A 20105-nucleotide genomic window follows, 5' to 3' on the forward strand; every position below is an offset into this window, starting at 1 on the left:
GGTTCGATGGTGAAACTGCTGATACTGGATCGGGACGGCGTGATCAATCACGACTCCGACGCTTATATAAAGTCGGTGGAGGAATGGCTGCCCATTCCCGGCTCGATCGAGGCTATCGCAGACCTGAGCAAGGCCGGCTGGACGGTGGCGGTTGCTACCAACCAGTCCGGTATTGCCCGAGGTTATTACGACCTGGCCACTCTGGACGCCATGCATGCGCGTTTGCGCGAACTGGTGGCGGAGCAGGGCGGCGAGGTGGGTTTGATCGTCTATTGCCCGCACGGGCCGGATGAAGGCTGTGACTGCCGCAAACCCAGACCCGGCATGCTGCGAACCATCGCTCGTCACTACGCGGCCGAGCTCAAGGGTCTATGGTTCGTAGGCGACAGCAAAGGTGACCTGCAGGCCGCGTTGGCCGTCGATTCCCAGCCTGTGTTGGTGTTGACCGGCAAAGGCCGCAGGACGATGGACGGAGACGTGCCTGACGGCACACTGATTTTTGACGATCTGGCGGCGGTTGCCGCAGAACTTATCCACAACAGCGCTTCACTGAACAGCTGACCCATCAGGTTCGGAACGCTCCAGGAGCGGGCACCTGCCCGTACGGTAAACGTAACTATGTCGATCATGCAGGCAATCAGGACTTTCTTCTTTTACCTGTTGCTGGGCACCAGCTCGCTGCTGTGGTGCACATTGAGCTTTTTCATCGCGCCTTTTCTGCCGTTCAAAGCCCGCTATCGCTTCATCAACGTCTACTGGTGCCGCTGCGCACTCTGGCTGACCCGGGTGTTCCTGAACATCAAGGTTGAAGTGGCCGGTGCAGAAAACGTCCCGAAAACGCCCTGCGTGATCATCTCCAACCACCAGAGCACGTGGGAAACCTTCTTTCTCTCGGCGTATTTCGAGCCGTTGAGCCAGGTCCTCAAGCGTGAGTTGCTGTACGTGCCGTTCTTCGGCTGGGCCATGGCCATGCTGCGCCCGATCGCCATCGATCGTGAAAACCCGAAAGCGGCCTTGAGGGAAATCGCCAAGAAGGGCGACGAACTGCTCAAGGACGGTGTCTGGGTGCTGATCTTCCCGGAAGGCACACGCGTGCCTTACGGCCAGGTCGGCAAATTCTCGCGCGGCGGCACAGCACTGGCGGTCAACGCTGATCTGCCAGTCCTGCCGGTCGCTCACAACGCCGGCAAATACTGGCCTCGAGATGGCTGGGCGAAGAGACCCGGCACCATCCAGGTGGTGATTGGCGAGCCGATGTATGCCGAAGGCACCGGCCCCCGCGCTATTGCTGCCTTGAACGACCGTGTTCAGACCTGGAACGAAGACACGCAACGCGCGATGGGCACGCCGGTCACGCCTGCAACCACTGCAGAAAAAGTCCCGGCGTGATTTTGTGGATAACCTGTGCACGGTTTTTGGAAAAGCATTGTAAAACCGTTATAAGTGCCTAATTGTGCAGCTTATTTCTCAACGTGCTTAGCACGTCGAAAACGTGCATAAGTTTTAGTGATGTACAAAAACCGACCTTTTCGAGGTCGGTTTTTTAGTGGCGCGCGATTAACCGTTGCGTCGTTCATTCCAGAAAAAAAACTGGCGGGCCGGGAAGAATTTTCCTCAAGTAGGAATTTTCTTACATGTGTGTGGTCTGTTTCACGATGGTTACACCTGATGTCACTTAGCCGCTATCCGGCATGACGTTGACTGTCGTATCGACCAACCCCGAGTAGGCGTAACTCTCGCCTCCAGCGCTTTTAATGGAATATTTATGCTTGCCTCCAAAAGGACATGGCTGAGTCTGTGCGCGTTATTGTTGGCCATGGAAGCGTTGACGCCTGTTCAGGCCGCGACCCCCGGTGAACAGGACCTCATACGTGATCGCCAGGACCGTTTGCTCGAAGAGCAACGCCGCCGCCTGGAAGAGCTCAAGGACCTGCCCGGCAAACAGACCACGCCAACAGCGCCTGTCGCCCCGGCCGACACCCGCTGCTTCACGATCAACCGCATCGAACTCAAAGGCGCTGACGCACTGTCGCCCGCTGAACGTGATGCGCTGATCACACCGTTTCAGGGCAAATGCCTCGGCGTGGCCCAGCTCAACGAACTGCTCAAGGCCATTACCGACCATTACATCGAGAAAGGTCTGGTGACCACTCGTGCCTATCTGCCGCAGCAGGATCTGTCCAAAGGCGACCTACAAGTGCTGGTCATCGAGGGCAAGCTGGAAAAACTGCGCAGTGACGCTGACAGCGGTCTGTCGGATCGCGAACTGGCCATGACCTTTCCCGGACAGGAAGGGCACGTGGTCAACCTGCGCGAAATCGAGCAGATGGTAGACCAGCTCAACCGTTTGCCTTCCAATCAGGCGCAAATGGAGCTGACCCCAGGCCAGGCCGTAGGTGGCAGTGACGTACTGGTCAAGAATGCTCCGCAAAAACCCTGGCGCGCCAGCCTGTCACGCAACAACGAAGGCCAGCGCAGTACCGGCGAGCAGCAGTGGAACGTCGGCCTGGACTGGGACAGCCCGCTGGGCCTTGCCGACCAATTGAGCCTGCGCGGCGGGCATGACGCCGTCAGCGACCATCAACAGGGGTCGCACAACGGCCTGCTGTCGTACAGCTTGCCGTGGGGCTGGTGGACCTTCAGCTACCTGTACAGCGAAAGTGAATACCGCTCGCAAACCCAGGCTGACGGCTTCAAGTTCAAGCAGGATGGCGACAGCCAGAACCATCAGTTCCGTGCCGAACGCGTCATTCACCGTGACTCGGTCAGCAAGACCTCGCTCAACGCCGGTCTGGCGTACCTGCGCACCAACAACTATCTCGACAACAGCAAGATCGGCGTGAGCAGCAATCGCATCACCGAAGCACAATTCGGCATCAACCATGGCCGACGGGTCGGCTCGGCGTTCGTCAACATCGACCTGGGCATGCAGCAGGGCATCGGTTTGCTGGACGCGCAAGGCAATCACGATCCGGGGCCGGGCGAAGCTGATGCGCGTTACCGCAAATACACCGGCACCATCAGCTACCTGCACCCGTTTCAGCTGTGGGGCGAGAACCTGGCGTTCACCAGCCTGGCCACCGGACAGCGCAGTGAAGACGTGCTGTTCAGCCCGCAACGCCTGAGCCTCGGCGGATCGTCGTCGGTGCGCGGCTACAAAGATGAGTTTCTGTCCGGCGACAGCGGCGGCTACTGGCGCAACGAAATACGCCTGACCCGCCCGGTAACCCTCGACTGGTTGCGGCCAGTGTTCGTCGAGTACGGCGCTGCGGCGGGTTACGATCAGGGCGTGATCAGCAATGACCGTTACAACGGTCAGGAACACGGGCGGCTGTCCAGCAACTCGTTCGAGCTGTTTACCCGCGGCCAGCACGTCGCCGCGTCTGTCACCTTTGCTCACTCTCTGGAACGTCCCGACGTCATCGAGCGCGAAGCGCCGATCTATTTCCGCGTGGACTTTTTCCTTTAACAACGCCGCTCCTGATAACACTGCCCCGAGGTTACTCACATGGACGTTCATCAACTGGCTCTGCTGGCACGTCAGCCTTCTGCTGCGCTGACCGAACGCCCACGTTTCTGGGGTATCCCCAAACGCGGCATCGCGCTGATCCTCGCCAACGCACTGTTCTGGCAGCCGCTGCTGGTGCAAGCCGAAGGCATCGCGGTCAGCGGCACCACCAACACCTCGGTAGGCCAGGCTGGCAATGGCGTGCCGGTGATCAACATCGCCGCGCCCAACGGTGCCGGGCTGTCGCATAACCAGTACCAGCAGTACAACGTCGACAGCAAAGGCGTGATTCTCAACAACGCGACCAATGCCACCCAGAACACCCAACTGGGCGGCATTATCGTGGGCAACAAGAATCTTGGAGGCACTGCCGCCCGAACGATTCTCAACGAAGTGACCGGAGCCAACGCCAGCCAGCTCAGCGGTTACACGGAAGTCGCGGGGCAGTCGGCGCGGGTGATCGTGGCCAACCCCTATGGCATCAGTTGCAACGGCTGCGGCTTTATCAACACTCCGCAAGTCACGTTGACCACCGGCAAGCCGGTGCTGGACGCCAATGGTCAGTTGAATCGCTTCAACGTGCAGGGCGGCAGCGTGTCCATTGATGGCGTAGGCCTGAATGCGGACAACGTCGATCAGTTCGACATCATCACCCGCAGCGCGAAAATCAACGCCGAGCTGCATGCCAAACGCCTGAACATCATCGCCGGCCGCAACGACGTCGATGCGCAGACGCTCAATGCCACACCGCTGCCAGACGACGGCAGCGCCAAACCCGAGCTGGCGATCGACTCCTCGGCGCTGGGCGGGATGTACGCCGGGGCGGTGCGGCTGGTTGGCACTGAGGCGGGCGTCGGCGTTCGGCTTGCCGGAGACCTGGCGGCCAGCGGTGGCGATATCAATATTGATGCCAACGGCAAGCTGACCATGAATCAGACCGCAGCCAGCGGCAACATCGTTGCCAAGGCTCGCGATATCACCGTCACCGGTCCGGCCTACGCCGGTTCACAGCTGACGCTCAATGCGTCAGGCACACTGACCAACAGCAGCGATCTGGTAGCCGCTCAGGCGGTGAATATTGATGCCGCGCAACTGAGCAACACCGGCGTCATCGAATCCGGGATCAACGCCGACAACACACGCAACAGCACGGGCACCTTGAGCCTGCGTGCCCGCAACATCGTCAATCAGGGCACCCTGGCCGCCAGCAGCACACTCAGCGCCATCGTCAGCGAAACGCTGGATAACCGCGCCGGGAAGATCGTTTCGGAAGGCACGCTGACGGCAAGCGCGGCGCGCCTCGACAACAGCAACGGCCAGCTCTCCAGCGCCGGTGAGCAACTCGTCACCGCCAGCGAAAGCCTGGACAACTCCGCCGGGCAACTGGTGACTGACGGCGCGCTGACTGTAAGCAGCGCACGTCTGAACAACAACGGCGGCACGCTGAGCGCTGCTCAGGCCCTGAACATCAATTCGGCACAGCTCGACAACAGCGCGACCAGCCGGATCACCAGCGGCGCGGCACTGACGCTGAACACCACCGTACTCAACAACCTTGGTGGCCTGATTTCCGGCTGGCAGGGCGTGACCCTGACCGGCGACCGCTTCGACAACAGCGCAGGCACGCTGGTCAGCAACACCGACATGACACTCGCCCTGAATGGCGCCTTCACCAATACCAACGGCACCGTGGTCAGCACTTCAGGCATGACCCTTGACCTGCCGGGCGCGCTGAACAACAGCAATGGCACGATTGTCAGCGGTGCGGATCTACTGCTGCGGCGCGGCGGCACAGTGACCAACAACAATGGTCGGCTGACCAGTCAGGGCCTGATGACCCTGTTTGCCAATACCCTAGATAACAGCAACAACGGCACGCTTGCCGGCAGCGCAGTCTCGATCACGTCCAGTGGCGACGTGCTGAACGGCAACAACGGGCTGATCGACAGCCGCACCGGCACGCTCGGGCTGAACGCTGGCGCGCTGAACAACGACGGCGGCATCGTGCAAAGCGCTAACACACTGACGTTGGCGACCGGCAATGGCGCCGCCAGCAACGTGGGTGGCAGCCTCATCGCGCAGTCGGGTGACCTGTCGATCACCGGTGCCAGCGTCGACAACAGCGCGGGTGTGCTGGCCAGTCTGGCCGGAAACGTGAATACCGACCTTGCCGGCGTGCTGCGCAATGGCCTTTCAAACGCCAAAGGCGGTGTCATCCAGGGCCAGCGCCTGCTGCTGACCGCCCGTGGTGGCATCGATAACAACGGCGGCAGCATCGCCGCCCAACAAGGCGACGCACTGATTCAGGCGTCGACCTTCGATAACCGTAACGGCGCCTTGTCGGCCACTGGCCTGGTGCAAGTGCGCGGCGACAGCTTCGATAACAGCGGTGACCAAGGCGGCCAGGTGGCAGGTCGCGATATCGATTTCGACCTGTCCGGCGCATTGAACAACCGTCAGGGCATTATCGAAAGTGACAACAGCCTGCTGCTCAAGGCAGCCAGCCTGGACAACACGCAAGGACAACTGCGCGCGCTGGGCAGCGGTGGTTCCACCGCACTGAGCCTGAGCGGCGCGCTGGACAACAGCCGTGGCACGCTGGAAAGCGCGAGCAGCAATCTGCAATTCGCCCTCGGCAGCCTGGTCAATACCGACGGCTCCATTCTGCACGTCGGCCAAGGCGCTCTGGGCCTGAGCCTGGCCCTGCTGCAAAACGCAGGCGGCAGCATTTCCACCAATGGCACCCTGGCCCTGACCGGCGACAGCTGGACCAACAGCACCACGCTGCAAGCGGCCAACCTGGACCTGAACATCGGCAGCTTCACCCAGCTCGGCGGCGGGCAGTTACTGGCAGCCAACAGCTTCATCGGGCGCGGTGGCAACTGGACCAACGACGGGCGCATCGCCAGCGACGGTACGCTGGACGTGCGCCTGACCGGTGCCTACAACGGCGCAGGCAGCATGACCAGCCTGGGCGCTTCGACGCTGAAGGCCGCGCAACTCAACCTGACCGACGCCAACGCGCGGCTGGCCAGCGGCGCTGCCGGTGTCATCGATATCGATGGCATCCTCAACAACAGCGGGCGCATAACGGGCAACACCGACCTGCAAGTGAACGCGGGCACCCTCAACAACTTCGGCACCCTGGGCGCGGGCGGCAATCTGTCCGTCAGCACCCCGACACTGCTGAACCAGAACGCGCTGATCTTCAGCGGCGGCAATACCTCGCTGCTGGTCAATGATTTCACCAACCAGTACGCCGATGTGTACAGCATGGGCAATCTGCAGATCAGCCGCGATGCCGCAGGCGCGTTCGCCAACAGCATCGTCAACCGCTCTGCCACGCTGACCAGCGACGGCAGCATGCTGCTGGCCGCCAACACGGTTCAGAACATTCGTGACGTGCTGTCGGTCAAGGACTCCGGCATCTACAGCGCTCGCATCGACGAACTGTCCTGCTCCACTCCGGGCACCGGCAATCTGGATTGCGACGGCGGCAAGGAGCACCACGTCTGGAAGATCCAGCAACTGGAAAAGCTGGAAGTGACTGCCGCCAGCGCCGCCTCGAGCATCACCGCTGGTGGCAACATGACACTGGCCGGTGGCGACTTCCTCAACAGCAGCAGCTCGCTGGCCAGCGGCGGGGCGTTGACCGCTACGTTCAACAACTTCAACAATGTGGGCGTGGTCACCGGCCAGACCGAGAACGACCGCATCTTCGTCTCCCGCCGTACCCGCGACGATGACCGTTGGGATGAAGACGCCAGGCTGTTCAACCTGCGCTATTCGCAGGACAGCCCCCGCTACGACCCGAATAACCTGGGTGGCTTGCAAGCCGCGATGAGTAACTTCATCGCGATCACTGAGCGTGACGTCCCAGAGCTTGAAACCAACCGCCAGCTCGCCTCCGATGCCACGACCTACGCCGCCATCATCCAGGCCGGCGGCCCGGTCAGCATTACCGCAGGCAACAACTTCGACAACAGTGTCGTGCGCGGCGGCTTCACTTACGTCAGCGGCGGCACACGCACGGACACCACAGCGCCGGGCACCGACTATGCGACGGTCGTGACGCTCAATCGCCAATTGCCGCCCGACCTTGCGCAGCAGCAGGTCAACCCGACGGCGCTGCCAGGCTTCAGCCTGCCGACCGGGCAGAACGGCCTGTTCCGCCTGAGCGACACGCAAAACAGTGCGAGCCTGCCCGGCAGCGGCGCGCAACTGCTGAGCGCTGCCACGGCCCCCCAGCCCCATCCTTATCTGATCGAGACCAACCCGGCGCTGACCGACCTGCGGCAGTTCTTGAGCTCCAGCTATTTGCTCGACACCGTCGGCTACAACCCCGACGCCGCCTGGAAACGCCTGGGCGATGGTTATTACGAGCAGCGCCTGATTCAGCAAGCGGTCATCGCGCGTACCGGGCAACGCTTCATCGACGGTCTGACCAGCGACGAAGCCATGTACAAGTACCTGATGGACAACGCCATCGCCAGCAAAAGCACGCTGGACCTCAGCGTTGGCGTGGCGCTGACCGGCGAGCAGGTCGCGGCCCTGACCCACGACATCGTCTGGATGGAAGATCAGGTCGTGCGCGGCGAACACGTGCTGGTGCCGGTGCTTTACCTGGCCCAGGCCAACAATCGACTGGCCAACAACGGCGCGCTGATCCAGGGCGGCGACCTGTCGCTGATTGCGGGCAACAACCTGACCAACGTTGGCACGCTCAGAGCGACCAGCACCCTCAACGCCCGCGCTGGCAACAGCCTCATCAACGAAGGCCTGATCCAGACCAATGAGCGTCTGAACCTGAGTTCCGGTAACGACCTGATCAACCGCGCGGGAGGCGTTGTCGCCGGTCGTGACGTGACCCTCAGTTCCGTGAATGGCGACGTGAGCAACGAGCGTAGCGTTACCCGCCACCAGAGCGCGGTCGGCAACTCCACGTGGCGCAGAGACTTCGCCAACAACGCCGCCCGCGTCGAGGCCGCCAATGACCTGACCGTCAGCGCCGGGCGCGACGTCAACAACAGCGGCGTATTGCAGGCCGGGCGCGACGTGACCCTGCTGGCTGACCGCGACGTCGCGATCAACGCGGCACAGCTCCAGCAAGGCCGCACCGACGGACCGAATCACGTACGCACCAGCACCACCCAACTGGGCGCCAGCGTAAACGCCGGCCAGGACGTTGCCGTGCAGGCGGGTCGTGATGTAGGTGTCACCGCCAGTCGTGTGGACGCCGGACGGGATATGGCCTTGCGCTCTGCTGGCAACATTGCGCTGGAGTCGGCAGCCAACCAAAGCGAGTACATCTCGCGAAGCAAAAAAACCAAACTGGAAACCCGCACGGTCAATCAGCAGGCCAGCGACCTCAACGCGGGCGGTAACCTCTCGGCAGAGGCCGGGCAAAACCTCGACATCGTCGCCAGCCGGGTCACGGCAGGCGGAAACGTTGGGCTGGATGCCGCGCAGGACATGACCATCGCGTCGGCCAAGGACGAGAACTCGTACTTCTACTCGAAAAAGAGCAAAAGCTCGTTCGGACGCAGCAGCAGCAAACAGCAGGAGAGCTACGACAGCACCAACATGGCCTCCGAGGTCAACGCCGGTCAGGACCTCACCGTCAATGCCAGCAAGGCCGCCGACGGCAGCGTCAACATCAATGGCGGTCGTGACGTCAGTGTGATCGGCAGCAAGCTGTCGGCAGGCAACGACCTGGTACTGGGCGCCACCAACGATGTGGCGGTGCTCTCGGGCGTCGAAGAACACGGGGCGTACAGCAAGAAGACCAAGTCCGGTTTCCTCGGCCTGTCGAAAAGCGGAAAAAGCCAGCTGAAGACCAGCGCCACGCAGGTCGGCAGCGAGCTGAACGCTGGCGACGATGTGGTGCTTGCGTCCGGCAAGGACGTGCGGCTGCGCGCCAGTGAAATCGGCGCGGGCAATGACGTGGACGTCAGAGCCGGTCTGCTGGACAAGACCGGTGATATCAATCTGGTCTCGGCCAACGACCAGGCCTACAGCCGCAGCGAGGAGTACAAGAAGAAAACCGGCCTGTCAGTGTCTGGCGGTTTCCTCTCCATCTCGTCGGCCAAGGAAGCCGGCCGCGTCGCACAGAGCAGCACCAGCGTCGGCAGCCAGGTCAAAGCCGTGCGCGATGCCGATCTGCAAGCCGAGCGCGACATCAATGTCATCGGCAGCAGCATCAACGCAGGCGGCAACGTGCGCATGAGCGCCGGTCAGGACGTCAATGTGCTGGCCGCGCAGAACAGCACCTCCAATCAGGATTGGGAAAAGAACCGGCAGACCGGCATCGGTGTGTCCTCCAACGCCAACGGCGTGACGTTCTTCGCAGGCGTTGATCGCACTAAAGAGAAAAACCGCCTCGAACAACAGACCGCTGCCGCCAGCCAGATCCGCGCCGGTGAAAACCTGGCGGTCGATGCCAGGCGCGACATCAATCAGGTCGGCTCCGACCTGGAAGCCGCCAACAATGTCGACCTGAAGGCCGGGCGCAACATCAAAATCGATGCGGCGCGCGAGTCGCAACTGATCGAACAGCAGCGCGAAAGCTCGCGCAACGGCCTCAGCCTGAGCGTCAACCACAACTACGGCAGCACCCGGGATGCCGTGAGTGGCGCAGGCAAAGGCGACGACGCGGTCAGCAAGGGGTCGAGCACGCTCAGGGCAGTGGACGGGGTTTCGCAGTTCCTGTCAGGCCCCACGGCTGACGCCAAGCTGGGCAACAGCAAGCAGAGCACCAGCCAGCAGGTCATCGAAGAAACCAACCGCGCCTCGACCCTCAGCGCTGGCAACGACGTGAACCTGTCGGCGAACAACGCCGTGCAGGTCACCGGTGGCCAGCTTCAGGCCGGCCGCGACATCAACGTCACAGGCCAGGACTTCACCCTCGATGCCGCCAGAGGCCGCTACAGCCAGGAAACCCGCGAGCGTCAAAGCTGGGGTGGCATCCACGGCGGCACCAGCGGCGGCTTCAAGCTCGGCATCGGCGGCAGCAACGGCATCGCCAGCGGTGACCAGAGTCAGGAGTCTTCCACCGTCACCGCCCTGCAAGCCGGGCGCGACATCAACCTGCAAGCCCGCAACGACCTCAACCTGATCGGCACCCAGGCGCAGGCACAGCGCAACATCGACCTGCGCGCCGGCAATAACCTCAATATCCGCGCCGCCCAGAACAACAGCAGCACCGACAACACCCGCAAAAACGGCGGCGGCGAAGCCGGCATCGCGGTAGGGCCGGGCGGTATCGGCGTCTACGCCAGCGTCAACATCGGCAAGGGCGACCTGGAACGCGAAGGCTTGCAGCAACAGGAAGCCTATCTGTACGCGGGCAACCGCTTGGGCTTCACCAGCGGCCAGGACACCAACATCGGCGGCGCCACCCTGCGTGGCAACGACGTGGTCGGGCGCGTAGGCCGCGACCTCAACGTCACCTCACTCGCCAACACCGGCAAGGTCGAAGGCAAGGAATACGACCTCAGCGCCACCGTGGTCGTCGGCTTCGGCGGCAGTGTCAGCGGCTCGGCGGGCTATGGCCGCACCAACGGCTCGACCAACTGGATCGAGCAACAGACCAGCATCACCGGCAAAGACCAGGTCGACATCCGCACGCAGAACCACACCCAACTCGACGGCGCACTCATCGCCTCAGATACCGGCAACCTCAAGCTCGACACCTATACCCTCGGCTTCAGCGACATCGCCGGTAAGGACAAAGAACACGGCTACTACCTCAACGTCGGCGGCTCCTACGGCAACAGCAGCGGCGCCGTTCAGGACCCGAGCCAGGTCAGCAAAGGTAAACAAGGCCAGAACGGCTGGAGTGTGGAGGGCTGGAACTACGAGAAGGACCGTCAGCAGGTCGTGCGCGGTACGGTTGGGGCTGGGGACGTGGTGGTGCGTGGCGATGCAGCGACGGGCAAGGACTCGACTGCCGGGCTGAATCGCGATGTGGATAAAGCGTACGAGATCACGCGCGATGATGAGCATCGGACTGATTTGTATGTGACGAAGAGTTCGTTGGAGGCGGTTTCTGATCCTTCCGGAACTGTAGAAGCCTGGAAAAACGACATAAAGAATTACCCGGGCAGGTCCATTGACCTGTTGAATGCTACGAACGTCCTTGTCAGCGGACCCGTGTCGGCCGCCGAGCAGATCTGGAACAATATCCAAGCGCAGAACGTATCGCTAGAAGATGTTCCGGACGATGTCAGAAAACAATACGGTGACGAGCTTGCGCTTAACCTGACGAAAACTTTCGTACAAAACGGTAGGAATACTGACGATATTAAAAACCTGTCTCAGAACGATGTCGCTGTCATCCAGAGTTTTAAAAGCCGTTTTTCAGAGTTCAATGCACAGCAAGTAGCCTGCGATTCGACCGGCAACTGTGGTTCTGGCGCTGACGCGTCGGCTGGCAACATCAAGTACCTGCATTATCAAGACAAGGATGGCGTAAACAGAGTCGCACGACTACAGGATGTCAGCTCGAATACTCCGGGAGGAAAGTTACTGGACCAGGCCGAGCGCCTGCAGAGCTATATGGACCAGCTGCCTACAGAGCAAGCTGCGCTTCTTGGGTTAGGCGTTCAGGCGGTCATGGGGCCGGCAAAAATGGCCTTGGGAATGGCCGGTAACGTCGTGCTCGACAAACTGTTTGGTGAGCAAATCGCTGCGGCCAAGGACTCCATGGCCAAAACAGTAGCGAGCGAACTGAGCGGCAAGGATCGGGATGATCTGGTAAGCAGCGATGACAAGCTGAAAGAACTGTATGGCCTTAATGCGAATGATCAGAAAGGGGATGTCTACGTACGAGGCGCGACCACGCTGATCAACATCGCCCTCGGCACCGCAGGCGTTACGGCGGGTGTTGCAGGCGCAAGACTGATAAAAAATACAGCCGGAAACGGATCGAGTGTCGGCGCGAGCAGGCCAGATGACCTAGTCAAAGTAGGCGTTGATCCTGACTGGAACAAAGCATCCAGCCCCATCAAGACACCGGAACGGGCCAAGCTCCCGTCGTATTACCGCGAAGACAGCTCGGCCAACTCCGCCTTCAACAAGACTGGCAATTTGCCTGACGGCTACCGACGTGTGATCAATACACGGACAGGCAACGTTGAGGTTGTGGGGCCCGATGGCGTGTTTTACTTCGAGATGCCTGGAGGTGGACTCAAGCCCAAGGCTGGGGGTAATCTGGCCCAGTTGGTGAAGGCTGAGGCGGATATTGCTGGGGGGAAAGGATTCGCTAATTTCCCAGAGGGAATGAGCGTCAATCCAGATATAAAAAATCACTTGAGTAGCTTTGATGGGCTGACTCAGAAAAAAGGGATAAGTGGCACTCACAATCTTGAAGCTTTTTCCCAAGCTGTAACTCAGAACGGTGCCAAGGTCGTTGATCAGATTCCAGGGGCAGTAAATGGAATTTCTGAAATAAAATATCAAATACCAGCATATGACCGAGCCGGAAATGTGATTGGCTATAAGTCGGAGATATTTACTAAAACTGTTTACGATCCTAAGGTTTTTACTGACTCCCAAATGTTAGACCTTGGTCAGCAGGCTGCCGCAAGTGGCTACAACTCAGCAGTCTCACAGGGAGTAAGAGAGTACACGGCAACTGCAGGCGGTGTGAAATTTAGAGTTTACCTAGACGGTAAAACGGTAAGAAACTTTTTCCCGGAGGCCAATTAAAATGTCTATTGATTTTTCTAGTGAAAATCTTAAATCTGAGTATCTCTTCGAGACTATTGACCCTGAAAAAGATAAGTTTAGTATCGTTAAGGAATTCTTTAACTCCATCTATATGAGTCAAAAATTTTTGTATGGACTGTCCTTGATGGCTGAAGGTGTTGGTTTCTGTTTTGACGAAACCTATTTTCATTTTCCTGACTTGGAAAGCTCAAGCGATGAATTGAGATTTGAAGGCTTGATGTTCGGTGTGTTTGATGGGGAAGTTATTGTTTCTGAAGTGGATGGTTATAACCTCACTAGGTTAGCGTGTGAAAAGTACCTTCAGCATCATCCGGAAGATATGTCAAAGATAAATGACTTACTCGCCAAGCTTCCTATTTAAGCTTTTAGTTTATGCTCACCTCGCATCGAAATACGGTTTCAATCTTGCAATACCTTAACTTTAATAAAGCAATTTACTAGCTAGCTCTTTAATAATAAAACCTTATATATTACTGGCGACTAAGGAGACGCTGAACAATTAACCCGTTCGCACCGTCCCCATTTCCAAGCCGGTTTTTTTCAACCTGCCGACCTTATTTTACGTTTCTCGAGCAGATTTCTGCCCTCATTTTGCTGAAAGGCGGGCCAGTCCCGCCTTTCAGACGGATTTATCCTGCCGTCTGTTGTAAATACCGCTTGGCCAGCATCAGATTGGCCAACCCAAACAAACTGAACAACTGCGCTGTATTCTTTTCCAGCCCACGGTAGCGAACCTTGCGATGATTGAAGCGCACCTTGATTACCTGGAAGGGGTGCTCGACCTTGGCACGCAGTTGCGCCTTGGCATATTCAATTTTGCGCTTGACCCGATACAGCACGCTGCCTTCGCCGTGCTGCTTGTAACTGCTTGGCCGTTCTGCAATCGACCAGATAACGTCCCGTTCAGCATGCTCCGGTCGCTTGGCCGCACCGGTGTATCCAGCGTCACCCGAAACATAGGTTTCGTCACCGTGAAGCAACTGGCCAACCTGGGTGACATCCGCCACGTTAGCGGCCGTCCCTACTACGCTGTGCACCAGCCCCGACGTGGCGTCTACACCAATGTGGGCCTTCATCCCAAAGTGCCATTGATTGCCTTTCCTGGCCTGATGCATCTCAGGATCACGCTTGCCTTCTCGGTTCTTGACCGAGGGCGGCGCGGCGATCAGAGTAGCGTCGACGATAGTGCCTTCCTTGAGCAGCAGCCCCCGGCTGGCCAGATGCTGGTTAATCGTTTCAAACAGCAGCCGGGTTAGCTGATGGACTTCCAGCAAGCGGCGAAAACGCAGCAAGGTGGTGGCATCCGGTGCAGACTCGCGACCCAGGTCGATACCCATAAAACCGCGGATGGCCTGGCTGTCGTAGACGGCATCTTCGCAACCTTCATCGGAGAAACCGAAACACTGCTGCACGACGTACATGCGCAACATGCGCGACACCCCTATCGCAGGGCGTCCGCGCTTGCCTGCGGTGTTGCTATAAAACGGCGCCACTTGCGCCTCCAGCAGGGCCCAGGGCACCAACTGTTCAAGGTCAGCCAGGAAGCGATCTCGGCGAGTCTGCTTTTTCTTGCCGGTATATTCGAGTTCGGAGAAGGTCTTCTGCACGCGCGTAACGCTCACGGAGAGGGAGGCTGTTGAAGGAACTTAGTGTGCCAAGGGTGGGGACAGTTGGCTATTTTTGCAGCGCCTCCCTAAGGAGACGCTGAACAATTAACCCGTTCGCACCGTCCCCATTTCCAAGCCGGTTTTTTTCAACCTGCCGGCCTTATTTTACGTTTCTCGAGCAGATTTCTGCCCTCATTTTGCTGAAAGGCGGGCCAGTCCCGCCTTTCAGACGGATTTATCCTGCCGTCTGTTGTAAATACCGCTTGGCCAGCATCAGATTGGCCAACCCAAACAAACTGAACAACTGCGCTGTATTCTTTTCCAGCCCACGGTAGCGAACCTTGCGATGATTGAAGCGCACCTTGATTACCTGGAAGGGGTGCTCGACCTTGGCACGCAGTTGCGCCTTGGCATATTCAATTTTGCGCTTGACCCGATACAGCACGCTGCCTTCGCCGTGCTGCTTGTAACTGCTTGGCCGTTCTGCAATCGACCAGATAACGTCCCGTTCAGCATGCTCCGGTCGCTTGGCCGCACCGGTGTATCCAGCGTCACCCGAAACATAGGTTTCGTCACCGTGAAGCAACTGGCCAACCTGGGTGACATCCGCCACGTTAGCGGCCGTCCCTACTACGCTGTGCACCAGCCCCGACGTGGCGTCTACACCAATGTGGGCCTTCATCCCAAAGTGCCATTGATTGCCTTTCCTGGCCTGATGCATCTCAGGATCACGCTTGCCTTCTCGGTTCTTGACCGAGGGCGGCGCGGCGATCAGAGTAGCGTCGACGATAGTGCCTTCCTTGAGCAGCAGCCCCCGGCTGGCCAGATGCTGGTTAATCGTTTCAAACAGCAGCCGGGTTAGCTGATGGACTTCCAGCAAGCGGCGAAAACGCAGCAAGGTGGTGGCATCCGGTGCAGACTCGCGACCCAGGTCGATACCCATAAAACCGCGGATGGCCTGGCTGTCGTAGACGGCATCTTCGCAACCTTCATCGGAGAAACCGAAACACTGCTGCACGACGTACATGCGCAACATGCGCGACACCCCTATCGCAGGGCGTCCGCGCTTGCCTGCGGTGTTGCTATAAAACGGCGCCACTTGCGCCTCCAGCAGGGCCCAGGGCACCAACTGTTCAAGGTCAGCCAGGAAGCGATCTCGGCGAGTCTGCTTTTTCTTGCCGGTATATTCGAGTTCGGAGAAGGTCTTCTGCACGCGCGTAACGCTCACGGAGAGGGAGGCTGTTGAAGGAACTTAGTGTGCCAAGGGTGGGGACAGTTGGCTATTTTTGCAGCGCCTCCCTAAGTCTGTAATTTTTATACTTTGGCGGCCCCAAAATCTTGGTTATTCGGCAGTTGCGAACATCCTACGCTGTTGTCGGCTTGATTATTTGACGCGAATTAGATCTTGTTCCGCAGACAAAACCCTCAACATCAAAGCCGCCCAGAACAACTGCATAACCGACAACACCCGCAAGAACGGCGGCGGCGAAGCCGGCATCGCAGTGGGGCCGGGCGGTATCGGCATCTACGCCAACACCGGCAAGGTCGAAGGCAAGGAATACGACCTCAGCGCCACCGTGGTCATCGGCTTCGGCGGCAGTGTCAGCGGCTCGGCGGGCTATGGCCGCACCAATGGCTCGACCAACTGGATCGAGCAACAAACCAGCATTACCGGCAAAGATCAGGTCGACATCCGCACGCAGAACCACACCCAACTCGACGGCGCACTCATCGCCTCCGACACCGGCAACCTCAAGCTCGACACTAATACGCTGGGCTTCAGCGACATCGCCGGTAAAGACAAGGAACACGGCTACTACCTCAACGTCGGCGGCTCCTACGGCAACAGCAGCGGCGCCGTTCAGGACCCGAGCCAGGTCAGCAAAGGCAAACAGGGCCAGAACGGCTGGAGTGTGGAGGGCTGGAACTACGAGAAGGATCGTCAGCAGGTCGTGCGCGGCACGGTTGGGGCTGGGGACGTGGTGGTGCGCGGCGATGCGGCAGCGGGTAAAGACTCGACTGCCGGGCTGAACCGCGATGTGGATAAAGCGTACGAGATCACCCGCGATGATGAGCATCGGACTGACTTGTATGTGACCAAGAGTTCGGTGGAGGCGGCTGCCAATCCAAAACAGGCCCTTGAGCAGTGGCAACGGAGTGCGGCGCTCTACGGAGAGAACAGTCGCAACACTATAGAAAAGCTGATCGACGTGCTTGTGATAGCTGCGCAACTTCCTCAGGACGTCGCGACAGGTAAAGGCACGCTACCTGCGCGAAAGCAGATCGCAGTCACTGAGTTGAGACAGCAACTTGCCAGTCTGGATGCAAGCAAACGATCGGAAGGCATCAGGACCGTGCTCCGCAACACGGCTCAAACGGACATAGAGCCACTCGTCGCACGTATCACCGAACTGGGTGAAGATAATGCTAACGAAGCGTTAAGAACGCTGGGGCTGCTGGCTTCTCTGAACAGACCCAACGACGGCAGATCAAATTTTGTACCGATAGCACTGGGGGCAGGGGTTGCCGTTGCGCTAGCTGCCGCCTTGACTACCACAACGGCAACGCCTGAAGGTCAGGAGCGATTGAGGGAAGCAGCTAACGCGGTTGCGAAAGCGGTAGCCCAGTCAGGCGAATCTGTCGACATGCAGGCCGCGATTTCTATCAGGATATGGAAGTCCCTGTTTATCACAGGCTTCCCGATTCATCTGCTCGGCGACGATAACTCCAGACTGGTAACCCCGATTGTCGAAGCTGAGCGTGCCAACCCGTCCAGTGATGGGTATGCTGCCGGGACGACGCCTGCGACTCCCAATTCTACAGGTGGGAGCGAGATCGCTGATCAGACGCCGACGGACTACTCAAGGCCTGTCGAGACGCTTCCGGCGCCTGGGGTGATGAATCAGGAGGGTGTCAATGGCGATGGCGAGGATCAGATTAATGATGCTCTAGACGGGATCAGCACTGATATCCATGCTGGACAGGAAGGACCTGCTAAGTATCCTCTGAAAAAGCCCATTTTTTTGGAGAGGAACCGGGCTGGAGCGCCTGTATTTACTGGCTTCGACTTTTGAAGAAAAGGCTTTTTCAGACCTTCCCTAAGGAGGCGCTGATTTATTCGATTTTTCGTCCCTGCAACGCTCTGGAGGCCTTGATTTATCTGGGGGCAACAGCTGGGTTTTAGAATAAATCAGCGTCTCCCTAACGCTCTTAATAGGCCAAGGTTCATTGCGGACTCTGCCGGTAACACTATTGATCTAGACTTTACAGAGGGCCTCAAGGAAACAAATGTGACGGTCACGGGAACGCGTGGTGGAGTTCAGTATCCTTTACAAGGGCAAACACCAAATTCTTATGCAAATCTTGGGAATGGGCATGTTGTTGTCTATGGTCCTGAGGGGCGTGCACTGTACGATGTGTCTAGCTCTCGAATTAAGGTGGTCGAATGGAACCAAGCCCCGAATGGAACATATTTCCCCAAGAAGGGAAATGATACGAAAGCTTTTGAGGGAAATGTTCCTCAGTCGGTTCTTGATAGCTTAGGATTGAATTGATGAAAGTTTATGAGGGTAGTATTTCTAAAGAGTCGTTAAATCTGTTTGTTTCGGATATCGGCTCCGGAGAGTTTTTTTCATATGTAGGACACTTAGTTTCATTGGAGCAAGCGATTTCTGTTCTAGGTTTACTTTCTCCTGACTTTGTCGAGCTTGATGGTCACGTCTTTTGGCTCCCTAACGCTCAACAATACAAAGCGCAAGAAGTTAATTTGAAAGGACTGGTCGAGACCGACGCTGGCATATTGAAACAAAGTGCATCACGCAAAGACGTTGAACGATATAAAAACATTTTTTCAATAAACCAGTTTTTTTCAAAGTGGGAAGATGCGTCGAGCCGACCTATATTCAAGGTTGGCCTATCGGAAGAAGATTATCGTCTTTGCCATTTATTTGCCCAGCAGATTACTAAGTATTGGAAGCGCGCGTTATCAGACTGCTTTCCAGAGAAGGTGTTTCAGTTTGAAATTTCTGATGATCTTCTCGATGAATATGGAGTTTGCCTGACATTTTGGCAGCCGTAGCTTTAACAAAAGAGGACAAAGTAAGAAGAGCAAATCTGCAGATATGACATTGCAACCATAGATAAGTTAAATGCCATCAATACTTTATAAGTTTGGTAATAAATTAAAATTCGGTGCGATACCGAATCCGATTGAGTGGCTGATAATTTCAGATGATCGATATGAAAAATTTCAAGGGACTGTTGATTCAGAAAGGGTTTTTCAAGCGATGAATGGTGTTCTTAAATTCTCTAGCCGCGGAAGGTTATCGATATTTTGGAATGGCTTTCATTCGGTTTCTACTTCATGTTTTCCAGAATAGTTAAATACTCTTAGTTGGGTCGAAGGAAAAAGTAATTTACTAAAACCCAAGTCTGATTTTCCTCCAACGCCAACGGCGTGACGTTCTTCGCAGGCGTTGATCGCACTAAAGAGAAAAACCGCCTCGAACAACAGACCGCTGCCGCCAGCCAGATCCGCGCCGGTGAAAACCTGGCGGTCGATGCCAGGCGCGACATCAATCAGGTCGGCTCCGACCTGGAAGCCGCCAACAATGTCGACCTGAAGGCCGGGCGCAACATCAGGATCGATGCGGCGCGTGAGTCGCAACTGATCGAACAGCAGCGCGAAAGCTCGCGCAACGGCCTCAGCCTGAGCGTCAACCACAACTACGGCAGCACCCGGGATGCCGTGAGTGGCGCAGGCAAAGGCGACGACGCGGTCAGCAAGGGGTCGAGCACGCTCAGGGCAGTGGACGGGGTTTCGCAGTTTCTGTCAGGCCCCACGGCTGACGCCAAGCTGGGCAATAGCAAGCAGAGCACCAGCCAGCAGGTCATCGAAGAAACCAACCGCGCCTCGACCCTCAGCGCTGGCAACGACGTGAACCTGTCGGCGAACAACGCCGTGCAGGTCACCGGTGGCCAGCTTCAGGCCGGCCGCGACATCAACGTCACAGGCCAGGACGTCACCCTCGATGCCGCCAGAGGCCGCTACAGCCAGGAAACCCGCGAGCGTCAAAGCTGGGGAGGCATCCACGGCGGCACCAGCGGCGGCTTCAAGCTCGGCATCGGCGGCAGCAACGGCATCGCCAGCGGTGACCAGAGTCAGGAGTCTTCCACCGTCACCGCCCTGCAAGCCGGGCGCGACATCAACCTGCAAGCCCGCAACGACCTCAACCTGATCGGTACACAGGCGCAGGCACATC

8 protein-coding genes and 2 pseudogenes are annotated in these 20105 nt (G+C 58.2%); 8 read left to right on the top strand and 2 right to left on the bottom strand.

Translation table 11 applies throughout. The features are described from left to right. The first annotated feature begins 6 nt into the window (after positions 1-6). From gmhB to cdiI, 5 genes are all read left to right on the top strand, one after another. Positions 7-561, top strand: a complete 555-nt coding sequence (gene gmhB, locus BLT55_RS21905; RefSeq protein WP_162235002.1) for a D-glycero-beta-D-manno-heptose 1,7-bisphosphate 7-phosphatase — start codon at positions 7-9, stop codon at positions 559-561. Between the two features lie 57 nt (positions 562-618). After that, positions 619-1389, top strand: a complete 771-nt coding sequence (locus BLT55_RS21910; RefSeq protein ID WP_055002013.1) for a lysophospholipid acyltransferase family protein — start codon at positions 619-621, stop codon at positions 1387-1389. A 427-nt stretch (positions 1390-1816) separates the two neighbouring features. Further along, on the top strand, positions 1817-3469 hold the full coding sequence (locus BLT55_RS21915) for a ShlB/FhaC/HecB family hemolysin secretion/activation protein (protein WP_074801477.1): 1653 nt from the start codon (positions 1817-1819) through the stop codon (positions 3467-3469). A 39-nt stretch (positions 3470-3508) separates the two neighbouring features. Beyond that, positions 3509-13216, top strand: coding sequence for a hemagglutinin repeat-containing protein (locus BLT55_RS31125; RefSeq protein ID WP_083379504.1), 9708 nt, complete (start codon positions 3509-3511; stop codon positions 13214-13216). Between the two features lies 1 nt (position 13217). Further along, positions 13218-13598 (top strand): ribonuclease toxin immunity protein CdiI, encoded by a 381-nt coding sequence (gene cdiI / locus BLT55_RS21960; protein ID WP_139206430.1) that lies wholly within the window; start codon positions 13218-13220, stop codon positions 13596-13598. A 268-nt stretch (positions 13599-13866) separates the two neighbouring features. Here the strand turns inward: cdiI and BLT55_RS21965 are convergent, their stop codons facing one another. Together BLT55_RS21965 and BLT55_RS21970 are read right to left on the bottom strand one after the other, a co-directional pair. After that, complete coding sequence (locus BLT55_RS21965) at positions 13867-14844, bottom strand: IS5 family transposase (RefSeq protein ID WP_007247761.1); 978 nt, start codon at positions 14842-14844, stop codon at positions 13867-13869. Positions 14845-15079: 235 nt separating this feature from the next. Continuing rightward, positions 15080-16057, bottom strand: coding sequence for an IS5 family transposase (locus BLT55_RS21970; RefSeq protein ID WP_007247761.1), 978 nt, complete (start codon positions 16055-16057; stop codon positions 15080-15082). Between the two features lie 196 nt (positions 16058-16253). Between BLT55_RS21970 and BLT55_RS21975 the strand changes: the two are divergent. The 3 genes and pseudogenes from BLT55_RS21975 to BLT55_RS21995 form a co-directional block, all read left to right on the top strand. Further along, positions 16254-17918 (top strand): annotated as a pseudogene (locus tag BLT55_RS21975) (hemagglutinin repeat-containing protein); the annotation flags it as partial. A 479-nt stretch (positions 17919-18397) separates the two neighbouring features. Next, positions 18398-18922 carry a hypothetical protein gene (locus tag BLT55_RS21985; protein WP_054998695.1) on the top strand — a complete coding sequence of 175 codons (525 nt, stop codon included), beginning with the start codon at positions 18398-18400 and terminating at the stop codon, positions 18920-18922. 360 nt (positions 18923-19282) lie between these two features. Beyond that, positions 19283-20101 (top strand): annotated as a pseudogene (locus BLT55_RS21995) (hemagglutinin repeat-containing protein); the annotation flags it as partial. Positions 20102-20105 lie beyond the last annotated feature (4 nt).

Origin of the sequence: Pseudomonas cannabina (assembly GCF_900100365.1) — a bacterium.
Classification (GTDB): Bacteria; Pseudomonadota; Gammaproteobacteria; order Pseudomonadales; family Pseudomonadaceae; genus Aquipseudomonas; species Aquipseudomonas cannabina.

What these genes read in the sequence shown, in the direction of transcription:
- BLT55_RS21910 (WP_055002013.1), top strand. Translation starts at nt 619, where the DNA reads ATGTCGATCATGCAGGCAATCAGGACTTTCTTCTTTTACCTGTTGCTG.
- gmhB (WP_162235002.1), top strand. Translation starts at nt 7, where the DNA reads ATGGTGAAACTGCTGATACTGGATCGGGACGGCGTGATCAATCACGAC.
- BLT55_RS31125 (WP_083379504.1), top strand. Translation starts at nt 3,509, where the DNA reads ATGGACGTTCATCAACTGGCTCTGCTGGCACGTCAGCCTTCTGCTGCG.
- BLT55_RS21915 (WP_074801477.1), top strand. Translation starts at nt 1,817, where the DNA reads ATGGAAGCGTTGACGCCTGTTCAGGCCGCGACCCCCGGTGAACAGGAC.
- cdiI (WP_139206430.1), top strand. Translation starts at nt 13,218, where the DNA reads ATGTCTATTGATTTTTCTAGTGAAAATCTTAAATCTGAGTATCTCTTC.
- BLT55_RS21985 (WP_054998695.1), top strand. Translation starts at nt 18,398, where the DNA reads ATGAAAGTTTATGAGGGTAGTATTTCTAAAGAGTCGTTAAATCTGTTT.